Source organism: Paenibacillus wenxiniae (genome assembly GCF_039822605.1).
GTDB lineage: Bacteria > Bacillota > Bacilli > Paenibacillales > Paenibacillaceae > Saccharibacillus > Saccharibacillus wenxiniae.
In genome coordinates, this window is sequence record NZ_JBCGUH010000024.1 from 1 (window position 1) to 18,803 (window position 18,803).

Consider the following 18,803-nt stretch of genomic DNA (forward strand, 5'->3'; position numbering starts at 1 on the left):
CTACTAACTACTAACTACTAACTACTAACTACTAACTACTAACTACTAACTACTAACTACTAACTACTAACTACTAAACTATAGTGTTTGGTGTTTGATCTTTCATCAACTCTTTTGCCGCACAACTTTATTACTTCTATTGATCTTCTTTACTTCCACGCTCTCATTGGAATCAGTCAAAGCTAGTCACAGTTGTTTTATGCCTATCCATTTACACTATAAGAGCTATCCAGTCTTTCGATATTTTGCGTAGTACAATCATGGATCGTAGCACAAAACTCACATGATACATGTAGACACCGAGATAAAGATAGATATAGATATAGATATACAGACCAAGACTATGACCAAGACAAAAACAGAGACAGAGACAGAGACAGAGACAGAGACAGAGACAGAGACAGAGACAGAGACAGAGACAGAGACAGAGACAGAGACAGAGACAGAGACAGAGACAGAGCTATTTTGTCTATGCCCCAGCTATTTGTCTATATGTTTTCATAAGAACTCGTGATTTTTATGCTCTCGCTGTCCCCCTCATCTCCAATCCCTTACTTTTAAACATAAAAAAAAAGAGAATACGCATTAACGCATCCTCTTCAGTCTGGAAACCAGTAACATATTTTGCTTTGCAAAAATGCCTTTTTATTAAACCTCGTATTAGAAGTTCACTACCACTATATTCACCAACACTAGAAATGGATAGAACATCATACATTCCATCCCTATTTGGCACTACGGTTATCATATTCACTTTAGCGCTTCATCCTATATGCTTGATCACAGCTAAGTGTGTATACGCTAACGAATCCTCAATATCTACGCACACTATAGTATAGGAGCTACTTAGCCCTTCCATACATATGAATCGTTTGCACCTACGTATAACGTATGATCTATAATTGCAATTTATAGGTGCAATCTACAGCTCTATTACAACTCTCGTCTTCCTTCAAGCGCCTTGGACAATGTAACTTCATCAGCATACTCCAGATCGCCGCCGACCGGCAGACCATGTGCGATACGAGTTACTCGCAGGTTAAATGGCTTTACAAGTCTGGAAATGTACATCGCTGTGGCTTCTCCCTCAATATTCGGGTTGGTCGCCAAAATCAACTCCTGTACCCGCTCATCGCTAAGACGATTGAGCAGCTCCTTGAGTTTGATTTCCTCCGGTCCAATCCCTTCAATCGGCGAAATTGCACCATGCAGTACATGATAGTAGCCGTTGAATTCTCTTGTACGCTCCATTGCTACCAAATCTTTAGGTTCCTGCACTACGCAAATAATGGAAGCGTCGCGCGTTTTGTCCTGACAAATCTGGCAAGGGTCTGCATCGGTAATGTTGCCGCAGATCGAACAGTAATGAAGATTGCGCTTCACATTGACCAGAGCTTTGGCAAAATCAATCACGTCATCTTCTTGCATACGCAGTACATGAAACGCCAGTCGCCCTGCTGTTTTCGGTCCAACCCCTGGTAGGTGCGTAAAAGCATCGATCAACTTGGCAATCGGTTCGGGATAGTACAATACAGCGATCTCCTTTGAGACCGGTCATTGCATGAATGCCGATCTATAATTTTAGAACAAGCCTGGAATGTTCATTCCGCCTGTGAATTTGCCCATATCTTTGTTGGCTAGCTCTTCAGCTTTAGTCATTGCATCGTTAACAGCTGCCATTACTAAATCTTGCAGCATTTCAACATCGTCTGGATCTACAGCTTCCGGTTTGATGTTAATAGCGAGCACTTTTTTGTGTCCGTTTACTTCAACAGAAACGACGCCGCCACCGGATGTACCTTCAACCGTTTTGCCACCTAGTTCTTCCTGTGCTTTCAGCATTTGCTCCTGCATTTTCTTTACCTGTTTCATCATCTGGTTCATGTTACCCATTACGATCATCTCCTCTGGTCAAATGATTATACTATTATTCTTTAATGACAATGAGTTCTTCGCCAAACAGCTGAATCGCTTCATCCACTAACGCTTCGCCCTTGTCTTCTTGCTCATGTTCTAACTTTAATTCTTCGCCTGGCTGTTCGCTTGTACCTTCGATCGCTTCCAGCCAGTCCTTTTGCATCATCGTAATGAGTCGGTACGGACTCCCCAGCACTTCTTCCAGTACAGATTCCACAATCTGGCGGTTCGCTGCCTTCTCAATCGTTTCCCGGTGCATATCATGCTTGAACGCTACTAGAATAGCATCCTCATGGATCGATACCGGATCGCAGTTCACAAACCAGGCATGAATCGTCACTTTCACTTCCTTCACTCGCTGTAGCACTTTGCTCCAGGAGCTGGAGACGCGAGTAAAGTCTTCATGCGTTCGATTAGCCACATATTGATTCATTTGAGACGGGATTTTCGCAGTTGATGAAATGCGCGGTGCTGGAGCACGTCTGCCCGCCGGAGCGCTATTGCCAGCTCCATCGCCGCCGACCCCACCGGATTTGATCGCTTTTTCCAGCTTTTGTTCCAGCGCTGCCAGCTGTTGCTTAAGCTGACGAACTTCGTCGGCAGCAGCCGGTTGTGTCGTCGTACTCATACCAGCACTATCATTAGTTTCACCACTCTGACCACCTGACAAACCGCTCAATTTGAGCAGTGCAACTTCAAACAGCATCTGTGGTTGTGTCGCATACTTCATTTCGGTCTGGTAATGATTGAGCGTATCGATAATAGCGAATAGCTGCTCTCTACTGAATGCAGACGCCGTATCACGGAAGTTGTCCGGATTGAGCATCCGCTCTGTTAGATCACCTGCATTCGGAATCATCTTGATCATGAGCACATCACGGAAATAATAAAGCAGATTTTCCATACATTTCTCTGCGCTCTTACCTTCCTGCATAAATGACTCGACGATTTGCAACACCCGTCCCACATCGCTTTGCAGCAATGCGGTAGCCAGTTCAGCAAATTGCTCGGAAGCGATACCTCCGGTCATTTGTAGCACCTGCGGGTAGGTGATCTTGCCCTCTGTGAACGCAGACACCTGATCCAGAATGCTCAGTGCATCCCGCATTCCGCCATCAGACAGACGGGCGATATACTCCAGCGCATCTGGATCAGCGCTCATGCCTTCCTGCGAAGCGATCAACTCCAGACGCTGTGCCTGTTCCTGCAATGATACTCTGCGGAAATCAAAGCGCTGACAGCGCGAAATAATTGTCGCCGGCAAGCGGTGAGGTTCGGTTGTTGCCAGAATAAAGACCACATGCCCCGGCGGCTCTTCCAGCGTCTTCAGCAGCGCATTAAACGCCTCCGTCGTCAACATGTGAACCTCATCGATAATATATACTTTGCGCCGAACTTCGGTAGGCGCATATTTTACCTTTTCTCGCAGGTCCCGAATTTCTTCCACACCACGGTTGGATGCGGCGTCAATCTCCAGCACGTCCATAATATTGCCCGAAGTGATCCTTTTGCAAGTTTCACATTCGTTACATGGCTCGACGGAAGGGCCTTTTTCACAGTTAATTGCCTTTGCCAGTATTTTGGCTGCTGACGTTTTCCCTGTTCCTCTGGGACCATTAAACAGGTACGCATGTGAAATACGCTCTTCCCGAATGGCATTTTGCAGTGTCTGAATGATATGCTGCTGTCCTACCATGTCCTGAAACGACTGCGGCCGCCAAGCACGATAAAGTGCGATGTGTTCCACTTGCTTACCTTCCTTCTGCATATAGAGGTATGGTCTTTTGCTATGCAAAAACCTTTTTCATAATACCCCGTGTTTGAAAATCACAAACACTATAGATTGTTAGCTATGCCTTGCAATTAGCTCCTGAATTAAGCTAACGTGTGCCCCTTTATCAGGCGATGACAAAGCGCTATATCCTACTCTTTATTATACTATAAATCGACCTTTAACAAAACCAGAATAGCCCTTTTAACAAGCAAAAAAACACCTCTGCAAAGCGCAAAAGGTGTTTTGAATATGCTGTATTATATACCGTGCACCTGTCTTCGATAATTGCGATCCGAACGGTTCTTCTGAGCAACAGCTCAGGGTAGGCACTCCCTCGGCACAAGAACGAAACTGCTTATGGCTGCTTCCTTCCGGACCTGACCAGGTTCACAGGAGTTCCTTGCGAAGGACCCACCCGTCAACACTGTGCTCAGATACCTGCCTCACATCGACAATACCTAGGACAGGAATTCAATCTCGCTATAGCGGATTGCGAGTTACAGGGCACCGCTACCTCCCCATCTAGCACGGCATTACATAATTATACTGGGATTAGAACGCATTTGCAACCGTTATATATAATGGCGCCGTACAAGCCACCAAGCAGATGACAAATAGCTTCACTTCAACTGGAACATAGAGCATCTTGTACTATTCAGATACGTGCGTCCAGATGCTAAACTGCTTTGTTGTGCATTGTTCATCACGATCGATACGTTACACGTATGCGATAGGATCTGTTTTACTGCGCACTCCGATTATGCTGACTATCTCAACTACTCGTTTTCGTTTCCAAACTTGTTACTCCAGCGAGCAATAAAAAGCCACTTCAACCCTAAAATTCAACCTGATTCAAGCACCAGTACGTTGACTATATTTAAATTTTAATTTCCCTTGCGTGTTCACATGTCTATATCAAGCACTTAAAGTCAATCAAAAATTAAAATGAAGCTCGGTCAACATACTAGCTTGTTCACTTTACGTATAGCTATGCAGGCTTAGTTCGTCGTTGCCGAAGTAGCGGTGGAACGGGTCGTGCGTCGTCCAGTGCTGGATGTGCTGCCTGAAGAAGCTGGTTTTTTGGCATTGGAGCCATGCGCAGAACCCGAAGGTTTTTTGCCTTCTTCACTAATGTCAAACGATGCCAGGAATTCCTGATTCGTTTTGGAGTTACGCAGCTTTTTGAGGAAGCCTTCGACGAAGTCTGGCGTTTCGTTCATATTTTTGCGGATATGCCAGATCGTATCCAGTTCTTCCTTCGCTAGCAAATCTTCCTCGCGACGTGTGCCGGAGCGACGAATATCGATCGCCGGGAAAATACGGCGCTCGGACAGCTTACGATCCAGATGCAGCTCCATATTACCTGTACCTTTGAATTCCTCATAAATGATATCATCCATACGCGAGCCTGTATCGATCAATGCGGTTGCCAAAATCGTCAGGCTGCCGCCTTCCTCCACATTACGCGCCGCACCGAAAAAGCGCTTCGGACGATGGAATGCCGCAGGGTCAATACCACCACTCAATGTACGTCCCGATGGCGGAATGACGAGGTTATACGCACGCGCAAGGCGAGTGATGCTGTCCATCAAGATCACAACGTCCTTTTTGTGTTCAACGAGACGAAGGGCACGTTCTAATACAAGCTCAGCTACCTTGATGTGATTTTCCGGCAATTCGTCAAATGTAGAAGCAACCACTTCACCTTTAACGGAGCGCTGCATATCGGTTACTTCCTCCGGACGCTCATCGATCAGCAATACAAATAACTCAATCTCCGGGTTGTTTTCAGAAATGCTATTGGCAATTTCTTTAAGCAATAGCGTTTTACCTGCTTTAGGAGGTGCAACGATCAGACCACGCTGTCCAAGACCTACAGGAGCGAGAACATCCATAATGCGAGTGGATAATTTATTAGGAGCTGTTTCAAGCACGAGTTTCTTTTGTGGGTAGAGAGGGGTAAGCGCCGGGAAATGCAGACGTTCTGCCGCCTGTTCCGGGCTGGTGCCATTTACCGCATTGACTTGCAGCAGGCCGAAATACCGTTCATTTTCTTTAGGTGCCCGACATTTACCGGATACGAGATCACCTGTACGCAGATCGAATTTACGAATCTGAGAGGCAGAGATATAAATATCTTCAGCGCTTGGCAAGTAGTTGATCGGTCTTAAAAAGCCATAACCTTCAGGCAAAATCTCCAGTACGCCCTGCATAAACATCAAGCCGCTACGCTCTGCCTGCGCACGCAAAATAGCAAAAATCAATTCTTTTTTCTTAAGCTGTCCGTAATACGGAATCTGATACTGCTTGGCAAGCTTGTACAGATCGGTCAGCTTCATTTCTTCCAGATCGGAAATTTGTAAATCCATACCATAACCACCTATTCAATTTTAGTCGAGAGTGTGAAAACAAGGGATAGAAGATGTTGGGAATTAATCAGAAGGTTGAATCGTCAGGAGTGGATACGTTCTGAATCCATTCATAGGATAGCATTACCCATTGTTGAGAGGAGATATTCAAGAGGTATGTATTTTGCAAAATACAGATGAATTCTCCTCCCGGGTAAGAGGAACAATCATAAAGGAAAGATGCTGAATGTTACAGCATCTCTCTCCAAACATTAGCACCAAGATGGCGCAGGTTCGTAACCAGATGGTCATAACCCCGATCAATAAATTCAACACCAGATACTTCTGTCACGCCTTCCGGTACCGTCAAACCAGCAATAACGAGTGCAGCGCCTGCGCGCAGGTCAGTCGCTTTGACTTTGGCTGCATTAAGTGGGCCACCTTCAATAATCGCCGAACGTCCCTCTACTTTAATCTTGGCACCCATACGTGCTAACTCAGGCACATGCTTAAACCGGCTGCTGTACACAAAATCGCTCAGTACGCTAACCCCTTTTGCTTGTGTAAGTAAGCTCGTCATCGGTGATTGAAGATCTGTAGCAAAGCCCGGATACGTTAGTGCTTTTACATCGACATGCGTGTATTCCGATTTACCAATAACACGAATTCCTTCATCCAGTTCATCCACATGAACGCCCATCTCCAGCAGCTTGGCTGTTAAGGCCTCGAGATGCTTTGGAATCACATTGTCGATCAGAACATCGCCACGCGTTGCCGCTGCTGCGATCATATACGTACCTGCCTGAATACGGTCAGGAATAATGGAATGTTTACAGCCATGCATTTCAGAAACGCCTTCAATACGAATCGTCTCGGTTCCGGCACCTTTAATAACGGCACCCATGGCGTTCAGTAATGTTGCAACATCTATAATCTCAGGCTCTTTAGCCGCGTTTTCAATAATCGTATGGCCTTTGGCTCTTGCAGCCGCCAGCATAATGTTAATGGTCGCGCCTACACTGGCTACGTCCAGATAAATCTTCGCACCGCGAAGTTCTTTTGCATATAAATGAATCGAACCGTGCTCATTCGTTACCGTCGCGCCAAGCGCTTCAAAGCCTTTAATATGTTGATCGATAGGTCGAGGTTCAAAGTTACAGCCACCAGGCAAGCCAATGGTTGCTTCTCCAAAACGACCAAGCAGTGCTCCCATCATGTAATAGGATGCTCTGAGTTTTTTGACAGGCCCGTTAGGCATTGGAATAGAACGTACATCGCTTGGATCGATACGCATCTGGTTGTCCAGTTCATTCCAGCTCACGGTTGCACCGAGATTCTCCAATATTTCTGCGTAAACCGCTACATCGCTCAGAAGTGGCAAATTATCCAGCACAACTTCCGATTCGGCGAGCAATGCCGCAGGAATAAGCGCAATGGCGCTGTTTTTCGCACCACTGATGGTGATAGTTCCCTGCAACGGACTTCCGCCGCTGATCATCAATTTTTCCATAAAGCTTAGTATCCCCCTACGTATTTTGCAGCCGATAAAACGATATATTTGGCATTTTTGGCGGTTAAAATGGAAAGACACCGTCTGAGCGGTGTACTTCCCATGTTCAACCTATTTAATTCAACGCATCGAGTGCATAAAAGTTACGTTTATTGCGATAAATCGTCTTGTTTTAACTTCTGCATACTGTAATATACACCAAGCTAACTCAAAAAGCGAATTACGCTTTGTTGCTTGTACCGAACTCGCGGATTTTGCCGATTACGGTTTGTTTGATCGCATCGCGACCTGGAACAATGAAAGTACGTGGATCGTAAGCTTCCGGTTTGTCAGCCAGTACTTTGCGAACCGCTTTTGCGAATTCAATCTGGTTTTCGGTGTTTACGTTGATTTTGGACGTACCCAGAGAGATCGCTTTGTCGATATCGTGTTTAGGGATACCTGTACCACCGTGCAGTACGAGTGGCAGTTTAACCGCGTCACGAATCTCTTCCATTTCTTTGAAGCCCAGGTTAGGCTCGCCGTGGTAAGGACCGTGTACGGAACCCAGTGCAGGTGCCAGTGTATCGATACCTGTTTCTTTAACGAGGCGTGCGCACTCTTCCAAGTCAGCGTACATGATGCCGCCGATTACGTCGTCTTCCTGTCCGCCTACTGTACCTACTTCAGCTTCAACAGAAACGCCTTTGGAATGAGCATATTCAACAACTTTTTTCGTCATTTCGATGTTTTCTTCGATCGGGTGGTGGGAACCATCGATCATAACGGAAGTAAAGCCAGCATCGATTGCTTCTTTACATTTGTCAAAGCTAGAACCGTGGTCCAGGTGGATTGCAACTGGAACGGTAATTTTCATGTCATGCAGAAGACCTTCTACCATTTTTACAACAGTAGTGAAGCCGCCCATGTGACGAGCTGCGCCTTCAGATACACCAAGAATAACTGGGGATTTTTCTTCTTCCGCTGCGCCCAGGATCGCTTGTGTCCACTCCAGGTTGTTAATGTTGTATTGACCCACTGCGTATTTTCCTTCAAGTGCTTTGTTCAGCATGTCTGTCATGGATACTAATGGCATAATGACATCCTCCTCAAATATGTTGGGCACATCCTATCCAGTATGTCCCATATTGTGTAAGCCGCTACTGCATACGTGCCTATTATAACACAACCCGCTTTAAATACTAAACAAACAATTTAGGCATATTTACGCCATTTTATCGTGATTTATGTGACTTTTCGCCTTACGGAAGCCTTATTATTTATGCAAATGGCAACCACTTCATCGGGCGATCCTACATTGTGCATCACGTATATTAAAAATGGACGGTCTCATATGACCGTCCATCGGTTCAGTGATCGACACTGCTGCCGCGCAGACAGCGATCTACCGCTTCTCTCATTTCATCAATATCAAAAGGCTTCGTAAAATGACTCATGGCGCCCAGATCTTTTGCCTGTTGGATAATATCGAGTTCTCCGTAAGCTGTCATCATAATGACGTGGATACGTGGATGCGTCTGCTTAATATGGCGCAAAATTTCCAGTCCATCCATGCCGGGAATTTTCATATCCAGTAGGACGAGATCCGGTACATGTTGCTCCACAATCTGTAGTGCTTCCTTGCCATTCGCCGCTTGAAACATCTCATAGCCCTCATTGGAAAATAACTCAACAAGCAGTAGACGAATTCCATTTTGATCATCAACGATTAGTATTTTTTTCTGTTCCATCTGTCACCTTTCCCTTCTTCCATGCTGATCGATTTCATTTGTGTTGGTGTTGATACGCAGAAGTGATGACGGGCTGCTATTGTCACTTGGTCTAAAGCGTGTACAGACATGGTTGATTACATTCGCCATACAAGCCCCGAATCCTTCCTTAGTATGAAAAATTAGACATTGTATGTAGGGTGCTTTCCTTAATATATACGCGATCGATAGGATTTGGTTTGAATTTTGGCTTAAAGGAGTTGACATCGGTTCTATGGGCATAAATAAAAACCACCCGTATATGCGTTTCACATACGGGTGGTTGCGTAAAATGCAATTTAACCTTATAATCGTAAACCCGGCGCTTCTTTTAGCCCTGGTGTTCGATGGAAGCTTTCACGAACTCACGGAACAGCGGTTGTGGCCGGTTCGGGCGAGAAATAAATTCCGGATGGAATTGTACAGCCAGGAACCACGGATGATCTGGAACTTCCACAATCTCAACTAGACGACCATCTGGTGATGTACCGGAGATTTTCATGCCTACACTTTCAATCTGTTCACGGTACTGGTTGTTAAACTCATACCGATGACGATGACGCTCGTATACAAGCTCTTCGCCATAGCATTCCATAGCAAGTGAACCTGGTTGCAGCTTGCACGGATACAGTCCAAGACGCATCGTTCCACCCAGATCTTCGATATCTTTTTGCTCTGGCAGCAGATCGATAACTGGATAAGGTGTAGCTGGATTGATCTCGGAGCTGTTCGCACCGGCCATACCTGCAAATGCACGTGCATATTCGATAACGGATACTTGCATACCGAGACAAATACCAAAGTACGGTACTTTATGCTCGCGTGCATAACGAATCGCACTTATTTTACCTTCAATACCACGATCGCCGAATCCGCCTGGAACGAGAATACCACCGAGACCGCCCAGCTTTTCAGCGACGTTCTCATCGGTCAGTTCTTCGGCATCCACCCAGCGCAGCTTTACATCCGCATTCGCGTGATAACCGGCATGGGAAAGGGATTCGACTACACTTAAATAGGCGTCATGCAGCGCTACATATTTACCAACGATTGCGATCTCGACCGTTTTCTCAAGATGCTGAATACGGTTCAGCAATGCTTCCCACTCGCTCATATCCGGTGCAGGAGCATTCAGCTTGAGGTGATTCACCACGATATCATCCAGACCTTCGTTACGCAGGTTCAATGGAACTTCGTACAGGGAAGAGGCATCGCGGCATTCTACAACGGCATTCGCATCGATATCGCAGAACAATGCGATTTTGGCTTTCATATCTTCAGACAGCTCGTATTCGGTACGACAAACGATAACGTTTGGCTGAATACCGATACTACGCAGTTCTTTTACACTGTGCTGGGTTGGCTTTGTTTTTACTTCGCCAGCCGCTTTAATATAAGGAATCAAAGTAACGTGGATGTACATCACATTGTCACGGCCTACATCGCTCTTGATCTGACGGATCGCTTCCAGGAATGGCAGACTCTCGATATCACCGACCGTACCACCGATCTCGGTAATAACGACATCTGAGTTTGCTTCGCGACCTGCGCGGAATACGCGTTCTTTGATCTCATTCGTAATATGTGGGATAACTTGTACTGTACCGCCCAGATATTCACCGCGACGCTCTTTGCTAATAACGGAAGAATAGACTTTACCGGTCGTTACGTTATTGTTTTTGGACAGGTTAATATCGATAAAACGCTCATAGTGACCCAAATCCAGATCGGTCTCCGCACCATCGTCTGTTACGAATACTTCACCGTGTTGATACGGACTCATTGTCCCTGGATCGACGTTGATGTAAGGATCGAATTTCTGGATCGTTACTTTTAAGCCTCTGTTTTTGAGCAGTCGGCCCAGAGAAGCTGCTGTAATCCCTTTACCGAGTGACGATACAACGCCACCTGTTACGAAAATGTACTTTGTCACAATATGACCTCCTAATTGGGTTTTCCAGAAATTCAAAGCAGCATGATGTATAAAGGAAGCCGCTACTGCACGCACGAAAACACAGGACGAATCTGCTGATCCGACCACGGTCTCTACGCGGCTGCAAGCTTTTTTATACAACATGCATAGGGGGATATCGCTCTAAAAAAACAAAAAAAGTGACACCCGTAGTGACGGGGCACTTTTGTTATTTCAGCTCTTAAACGCTGGATATCTATATGTTTAAAGGTTTAATTCATAAGCCCATGCAATAGTTTACTCTGTCCGCTTATTATGTGTCAAGACATATCAGCAGAAAGATTCACGTATTATAAAATGATAGCGTTATCACAATAATAAGTACACGCAAGCGACTGTTTCATGTCGCCTTCACCACTTTGCTACATATAAAAAATCCCGCCTGCCTGCGCAAGCGGGAGCAGAAAGAGATTACTTCTCTTCCTCATGATCTTCTTCGGAGTACTCTGTATCTTCCTCTTCTTCTTCTTCCTCGTCCTCATCTTCAATGACGAGTTCTTCACTTTCTTCATCGTTGTAGATATCATCGTCGTCGTCATTGTTATCTACATCATCATAGTTATCTTCTTCGATCTCATCATCTTCATCCAAATCTTCCGGTGTATCATCATTGTTGAATTCATCATCTTCGATGTCATCGTCATCGTTGTCATCATTAATGATACGTGGACGTTTCGCATTCGCGATCGGATCTTCTGCGCGCTCCAGCGGATACCAGCGCTTCAAGCCCCACAGGTTGGTACCTACACAGGCAAAGCGTCCATCGATGTTCAATTCAGTATAGAGCTGAGCGATATAGTCATTAATCTGCTCTTCCGTATAGCCACGGATCTCAGCTACTTCTTTCATCAGGTCACGGTAGTACAGCGGGGTATTCATTTTTTTCAAAACGGCAAAGGCTAGATCGACCATAGGGATCTCATGCACCTTATCCGGATTAATCTTCAGTTCTTGCGGTGTGCTCACGTACAGACACTTCCTCTCAGATCCAGTTTCAAGCTGTTTATTTCATTCCGATCGATGCTAGCAAAGCATGGCCGGAGACGGGCATTGTCAAACTATACGATACATTATACAAAATGCTGAGATAAGTTAAACCTATTTGCTTGCAAAAATCAAGTTTTTTACAAAAAATAGACCACTTATCTGGCATCATCGCCGGCGAACGCCAATTTACGGCAACTTTCTGCAAAATCGGCGTACACTGACGAATGATGTTATTACATACGATCTGGTGCCGATACGCCAACGAGACGCAGCACGTTCGCAATAACCGTGCGCACGCTACCGAGCAGAGCCAGGCGAGCAACCGTCTTCGGACGATCTTCCGTAAGTGTACGTTCAGCCTTGTAATAGCTGTGCATCAAAGATGCCAGCTCATATACATAACGGATCAGGCGATGCGGAGCAAAATTGTCGGCAGCGACAGCGATTTCGTTAGGCAGCTCACCGATTTTTTGCAGCAGATCATATTCGTGTTCCGTCGTCAGCTGACTGAAGTCGATTTCCGACAGTGCAGGCAGTTCGATCCCCTGTTCTTCTGCCTGACGGAAAATGCTGCAAATACGCGCATGTGCATATTGTACGTAGAACACCGGGTTTTCATTGGACGTGGACACAGCAAGGTCCATATCAAAGTCCAGATGAGAATCGATACTGCGCATAGCGAAGAAGTAACGAACCGCATCGACGCCAACTTCGCTCATCAGATCTTCCATCGTCACGGCTTTACCAGTACGCTTGGACATTTTCACCTTTTCGCCGTCCTGGAATAGACTTACCATCTGCGCAATTAGCACAGTCAGTTTATCCGGGTCATTCCCCAGTGCCTGCATTGCCGCTTTCATACGTGGAATATAACCGTGGTGATCCGCACCCCAGATGTTGATCATGCGATCATAGCCGCGGCTGTATTTGTCTTTATGGTAGGCGATATCCGGCGTTAGGTACGTGTACGTACCGTCATTTTTGATCAGCACACGGTTTTTGTCATCACCGTAGTCGGTCGTGCGCAGCCATGTTGCGCCGTCTTCCTCGAAAATCTGACCGCGCTCGCGTAGCTCGTCCAGCGCATCCAGCACCTGACCGTTTTCGTACAATGAGGTTTCGCTGAACCAGATGTCAAAACTAACGCGGAATGCTTCCAGATCACGCTTGATCTTTTCCAGTTCTTTGCTCAGACCATAGTCACGGAAAAAGGTTGCGCGATCGCTGGAGGACATGGACAGCAGGCTGTCGCCTTTTTCCGCTACCAGTTCACGTGCAAAGCCTTTGATGTCTTCGCCATGATAGCCATCCTCTGGCATCGGTGCATCCTGACCCAGTTCTTGTAAATAACGAGCTTCGATGGATAGACTCAGGTTAGACACCTGATTCCCTGCATCGTTAATATAGTATTCACGTGTCATTTCATAGCCGGCAAAATCGAGCAGATTGCAAAGCGAGTCGCCAAAAGCAGCGCCGCGTGCATGTCCAAGATGCAGACTACCTGTCGGATTCGCACTGACAAATTCCACTTCGATGCGCTGACCTGCTCCTTTGTCGATGCGACCGTAGTTGTCGCCATGCTCGTATACGGATTCGATAACCGGATACAAATAGCTTTTGTTCAGCTTGAAATTGATAAAGCCTGGGCCAGCAATCTCGGCATGCTCGATACCGCTTTTGCCTGTATCCAGGTTCGCGATGATACTTTCTGCAATCTGGCGCGGATTTTTCTTCGCAATACGCGTCAGCTGCATAGCGATGTTGGTCGCCAGATCACCGTGGGTTTTATCTTTCGGTACTTCCAGCGCAACTTCCGGCAAGTCTTCTACGCTCACGATCTCTGCTGCAAGTACAGCAGCACGAACGGCTTCCTTTACGGAATTGCGGCTTTGTTCCAATGGATTAGCTGTCATTGTTTCACTTTCCTCCTGTATCGGCAGCTTCACTATAAAGTGTTCAGAGCTGCCTCCTGTCTGCCAAACGGCAGTTGGTACGTTGGTGCGTTTATGATGCAGAGTCATGATCCGGAGATTCGTCGTTCGCTTGAATATGCAGGCTAACCTTAAAGCGGCCGCTCAGCTGTTCATGCACATACAGATCATATTCCCATGCGATATGCCCGGTTATGCCATTCAGTCCATGATGAAGAGACCGTGTATGGGTTTCCATCTCGAAACGGGTAAATGGCGACTGGTAAAAGCCGAGCAATTGCTCCCCAGGGCGAAAGGTCTGTTCCGACTCAACACCGCCATGACGCATAATCTTGATCTCGTCACTGCTAATTTTCATTGTGGTACGAATCTCTTGCTGAGGTGGCTGTGGTGGTTCGGCATAACGGATATACAGGCTACTGCCTTTAGCAAATACCTGACCGACCATATGGGTCGTTCCAACCTCTCCATCCTGCTCACTTCTCAACGTTAGCCGCACCTCATTCGTTTCCGCCATACATCCAGCTCCATTTCGGATATTCCTTCGGCTTGGCTTGGCCAATACAGAACATTTTCACGATAAATTAAATAAGCGCACTCCTTCTTATTGTACCATCATATGAAGCGGAAAGCCGCAATTTCCGTGAAAAAGTTCATAGTTGCTGCAATCTACGATGTGGCTACCCGAGCGGTTGATTCAGCGCTTCGCTGACATCAAAAACCAGCAGCACTGCACAGAACGGCAGAACTGCTGGTCATTCATCCGTATAGCGGGCAAATACCAATTTAGGACTTGCACAGATCCTCAACAAATTTGGGCAGTACGAATGCAGCTTTGTGCAATCGCGGGGTATAATATTTATTACTATCCATTTCTGGAATGGACGCTTCATCCACTTCCAGCGGATCATGCACTTTGCTGCCCATCGTAAACGTCCACAGTCCGCTTGGATAGGTTGGAATATTCGCTGCATACACACGCACGATTGGGAATATTTCTTTGATATCACGATGAACCTGGCGAATTAGATCTGCTTTGAACCACGGATTGTCCGTCTGTGCGACAAAGATACCGTCTTCTTTGAGCGTCTCGTAAATGCCCTGATAAAAACCTTTTTCAAATAGCGGCGCTGCCGGACCTACCGGCTCGGTCGAATCGACCATGATCACATCATATGCATTTTTGTGCTCGATAATATGCATATAACCATCGGCCACCTGTACCTCGACACGTGGGTTATCCAGCTCGCCTGCGATTTCAGGCAAATACTTTTTGGAGTATTCAATCACCTTACCGTCAATTTCGACCAGTACGGCTTTCTCGACTTCGGGATGCTTGAGCACTTCGCGAATAACGCCACCATCGCCGCCGCCTACCACAAGTACATGCTTCGGATTTGGGTGCGTATTCAGCGCTGGATGAGCAACCATTTCGTGATAGACGAATTCATCTTTGACTGTCGTCATGACCATGCCATCGAGTACGAGCATGCGTCCAAATTCCTCGGTATCGATCATCGCCAGATCTTGAAATTCCGTTTGCTCGGTAACGAGTGTCTCGCGAATTTTGGCTGTAATTCCGAATACAGGGGTCTGCTTTTCCGTATACCACAATTCCATCTGCATGACCTTCTTTCTTAATAGATTGATAAAGATCCGAATCCCATTGATAGCCATCCTAACTCACTCGAATTATACGCGATATTACAGGGGACTGCAAAAGCAAACACCTTTAATTACGCAAAAGGAGAACCTGTTATGACTATTCAAGAAATCGTACAATTATCCGCATTGGAAGCAGCTCCACGCCTGCTTGGACAGATCATGAGCCGGATCACACCTGCGGGCGAAATTCGCTGTCGTATCGTCGAAACCGAAAGCTATGGCGGTGCCGAAGATAAAGGCAGCCATGCTTACGGTAATCGCCGTACTGCGCGCACGGAAATGATGTTCCGGCAAGGCGGTATCGCTTATGTATATCTGATCTATGGCATGTACCATTGTGTGAATGTGGTCACTGGCACCGAGAATGACCCGCAGGCGGTATTGATTCGTGCAGTAGAACCGCTCGGTAGGGTAGATGAGCAGCGTATGCTAGCATTGCGTCATGTTCCTCCAAACCGGCGACGTACGCTGTGCAATGGTCCAGGCAAGCTTTGCCTTGCACTGGATATCGACAAATCGCTAAATGGTGTGCAGCTATTAGCAAGTGGCGGAACGTTACGACTGGAAGAAGCAAAGGAGCCGCTCGACTTCGCTATTGAATGCGGTCCTCGAATCAATATCGACTATGCTGAAGAATATGCTGCCAAGCCGTGGCGATTTTACATTAAAGATCATCCCTATGTTTCGGCTAAAAATAGCAGTCCACTCGCTTATGTTCCACCATTGGATACGCTATAAAATAGATCGTATTCGGCACAACGCTAAACATGCCTGCTGTAATCGTATGCACCTCGCATAGGTCACAGATGCTCTAACGCCTGCTCTTGCCCATCATAGAGCAAAAGCCAAAAGCCGCAGACAAAGTAAGGTTACTTTGCCAGCGGCATGTGGAGCACTTTTTCTTTTAGCCATTCATTCATTTGCTCGACGGTCATCGGCTTACCGTAATAGTAGCCCTGCATAAGATAACAGCCTCTCGACTGTAAAAATGTTTCTTGCTCTGCCGTCTCTACACCTTCTGCTACAAGCTCCAGCTCCAGGTTACGGGCAATCGCAATGATCGTACTGACGATCGCTTGCTTGGATGGTTGATCGCTTTTACGGACGAAAATCTGATCCATTTTAATAATATCAACAGGCATTTCATCAAGTTGGCCGAGTGAGGAGTAGCCTGTCCCAAAATCGTCCAGTGAAACGCGCATACCCAGCGATTGAATATGCTTGAGTTGCTCTACCGTGCCTTCCATGCTGTTCATAGCGATCGATTCGGTAATTTCCAGTTCCAAATATTTTGCTGCCAAGCCGCTCTGCCGTACAATATGCTCTACACGTCCGGCAAATAGCGGATTTTCAAACATACGTGCTGACATATTAACAGATACGGGCACGGAAACATGTAATTCTTGCTGCCAGTTTAAATTTTGCTGGCATACTTCACCGATCATCCAGTAGGTGATCGGTATGATTAGCCCGGTTTCTTCGGCGATTGGAATGAACTCCCCTGGTGATACTAGACCAAGCTCTGGATGCCGCCAGCGTAGCAGTGCTTCCATCCCGACCAGACGATCATGCTGTGAGTCCCATTTAGGCTGATAGACGATAAATAGTTGATTCGCATCCATCGCTTGCCGCAAATCATTTTCCAAGCTCATACGTCTCAATTGACGAATGTTCATTTCTTCATTAAAAATGCTATAGCGATTTTTGCCAGCATTTTTCGATACATACATCGCCGTATCTGCGGCTCGCATCAGCGACATTCGATCATAGCCATGCTGTGGTGCTAATGCAATCCCGATACTGCCACCTGTCACAAATACCTGATTGCCGGATAAGTGATACGGCTGCTTGATCGATTGCAAAATGCGCTCAGCGAGCGAAATCGCATGATTCGGCTGAATATCACTCGCCGCGATCAGAAATTCATCACCGCCCAGACGAAACACCTGATTGTCGCCAGGTAGCTGCTCTGCCTGCATACATTCACGCAGTCGACGCGCCACTTCAATTAGCAGCTCATCTCCCATATCATGCCCTAACGTATCATTAATCGACTTGAAACGATCCAGATCAAGGAATAGCACCGCACCCTGCATCTTCTCATAAAACGCCTTCTCAAAATAACGCTGCAAGCCATAGCGATTCGGTAATGCGGTCAACGGATCGCTATACGCCATACGTTCCAATAAATGCCGCTCCATAAATACCGCTGCCCACGATATCGCCAAAATGCTCAAGCTGACAAGCGATACCGCTGTAATGAGCAGCACCTGACTAGCGGAAAAGGAAAATGTAGTTGTTTCCATTGAGCCGGGCATATGATGAAAATGAGTTGCTGCCATACCGGTATAATGCATCCCCGAAATGGCAAAGCCCATAATGATTGCACTACTCAGCTTCCACAGGCTAAAATCCGGCTGATTGCGGAAACGGTAGAACAGAAATAAAGCGCCATACGAAGCAACCAGCGCAATTACAATCGATAGCCATACATACTGCATGCTATACACAATCATCGCATCCATACGCATCGCCTGCATACCGGTATAGTGCATGACCGAAATGCCTAAGCCCATCATCAAACCGGCAATGACATTTTCCCATAGCTTCGGCTTCGGTTTAACGACAAACGCAAAAGCAATAAAAGAAGCGACAATGGCTGCTACCGCAGACAATAAAGTCAGCACAATATCATAATGAACATCCATTTGCAGATGGAAGGCAAGCATACCTACAAAATGCATCGACCATACGCCACTACCCATCACAAACGAACTCAGACACAACCAAATAATCTTACTTTTGCCCCGGCTATGCGATACTTTACTCGCCAGATTCAGGGCAATATAGGCAGCAACGATTGCAATGATAACGGATAAGCCAATAATCCATCCGTTATAATATAAAGTTAATTGCTCCATAGCATCCTCCTTGAACCAGCTTTGATCATT

Annotated in this window: 14 protein-coding genes and 1 other RNA gene; 1 reads left to right on the forward strand and 14 read right to left on the reverse strand. The window is 46.3% G+C overall.

Annotated elements, in window-relative coordinates; genetic code table 11:
* Positions 1 to 933: 933 nt before the first annotated feature.
* From recR to speE, 13 genes are all read right to left on the reverse strand, one after another.
* Positions 934 to 1,530: a recombination mediator RecR gene (recR, locus tag AAHF22_RS22700; protein ID WP_347327274.1), complete on the reverse strand. Its 597-nt coding sequence runs from the start codon at positions 1,528 to 1,530 to the stop codon at positions 934 to 936.
* 51 nt (positions 1,531 to 1,581) lie between these two features.
* Positions 1,582 to 1,893: a YbaB/EbfC family nucleoid-associated protein gene (locus AAHF22_RS22705; RefSeq protein WP_347327275.1), complete on the reverse strand. Its 312-nt coding sequence runs from the start codon at positions 1,891 to 1,893 to the stop codon at positions 1,582 to 1,584.
* Positions 1,894 to 1,927: 34 nt separating this feature from the next.
* Positions 1,928 to 3,664 carry a DNA polymerase III subunit gamma/tau gene (gene dnaX / locus AAHF22_RS22710; RefSeq protein WP_347327276.1) on the reverse strand — a complete coding sequence of 579 codons (1,737 nt, stop codon included), beginning with the start codon at positions 3,662 to 3,664 and terminating at the stop codon, positions 1,928 to 1,930.
* Positions 3,665 to 3,955: 291 nt separating this feature from the next.
* An RNA gene (gene ffs, locus AAHF22_RS22715) (signal recognition particle sRNA large type) lies at positions 3,956 to 4,222 on the reverse strand.
* 467 nt (positions 4,223 to 4,689) lie between these two features.
* Positions 4,690 to 6,060, reverse strand: a complete 1,371-nt coding sequence (gene rho / locus AAHF22_RS22720; RefSeq protein ID WP_347327277.1) for a transcription termination factor Rho — start codon at positions 6,058 to 6,060, stop codon at positions 4,690 to 4,692.
* Between the two features lie 229 nt (positions 6,061 to 6,289).
* Positions 6,290 to 7,549: a UDP-N-acetylglucosamine 1-carboxyvinyltransferase gene (gene murA / locus AAHF22_RS22725; protein ID WP_347327278.1), complete on the reverse strand. Its 1,260-nt coding sequence runs from the start codon at positions 7,547 to 7,549 to the stop codon at positions 6,290 to 6,292.
* A gap of 220 nt (positions 7,550 to 7,769) precedes the next feature.
* A complete protein-coding gene (fba, locus tag AAHF22_RS22730; RefSeq protein ID WP_347327279.1) occupies positions 7,770 to 8,624 on the reverse strand; it encodes a class II fructose-1,6-bisphosphate aldolase in 855 nt (284 codons plus the stop codon).
* Positions 8,625 to 8,898: 274 nt separating this feature from the next.
* A complete protein-coding gene (locus AAHF22_RS22735; RefSeq protein ID WP_347327280.1) occupies positions 8,899 to 9,279 on the reverse strand; it encodes a response regulator in 381 nt (126 codons plus the stop codon).
* Positions 9,280 to 9,628: 349 nt separating this feature from the next.
* The gene (pyrG, locus tag AAHF22_RS22740; RefSeq protein ID WP_347327281.1) at positions 9,629 to 11,230 is read right to left on the reverse strand and encodes a CTP synthase; all 1,602 of its coding nucleotides are present in this window, start codon (positions 11,228 to 11,230) and stop codon (positions 9,629 to 9,631) included.
* Between the two features lie 450 nt (positions 11,231 to 11,680).
* Complete coding sequence (gene rpoE / locus AAHF22_RS22745; RefSeq protein WP_347327282.1) at positions 11,681 to 12,235, reverse strand: DNA-directed RNA polymerase subunit delta; 555 nt, start codon at positions 12,233 to 12,235, stop codon at positions 11,681 to 11,683.
* Between the two features lie 254 nt (positions 12,236 to 12,489).
* Positions 12,490 to 14,169: an arginine--tRNA ligase gene (gene argS / locus AAHF22_RS22750; protein WP_347327283.1), complete on the reverse strand. Its 1,680-nt coding sequence runs from the start codon at positions 14,167 to 14,169 to the stop codon at positions 12,490 to 12,492.
* Between the two features lie 91 nt (positions 14,170 to 14,260).
* The gene (locus AAHF22_RS22755) at positions 14,261 to 14,704 is read right to left on the reverse strand and encodes a YwiB family protein (protein ID WP_347327284.1); all 444 of its coding nucleotides are present in this window, start codon (positions 14,702 to 14,704) and stop codon (positions 14,261 to 14,263) included.
* A gap of 269 nt (positions 14,705 to 14,973) precedes the next feature.
* Entirely contained in the window at positions 14,974 to 15,807 is an 834-nt protein-coding gene (gene speE / locus AAHF22_RS22760) for a polyamine aminopropyltransferase (protein ID WP_347327285.1), read from the reverse strand.
* A 138-nt stretch (positions 15,808 to 15,945) separates the two neighbouring features.
* Between speE and AAHF22_RS22765 the strand changes: the two genes are divergently transcribed.
* Entirely contained in the window at positions 15,946 to 16,590 is a 645-nt protein-coding gene (locus AAHF22_RS22765; protein WP_347327286.1) for a DNA-3-methyladenine glycosylase, read from the forward strand.
* A gap of 131 nt (positions 16,591 to 16,721) precedes the next feature.
* Here AAHF22_RS22765 and AAHF22_RS22770 read toward each other — a convergent pair whose 3' ends face one another.
* Complete coding sequence (locus AAHF22_RS22770; RefSeq protein ID WP_347327287.1) at positions 16,722 to 18,773, reverse strand: bifunctional diguanylate cyclase/phosphodiesterase; 2,052 nt, start codon at positions 18,771 to 18,773, stop codon at positions 16,722 to 16,724.
* Between the last annotated feature and the right edge of the window lie 30 nt (positions 18,774 to 18,803).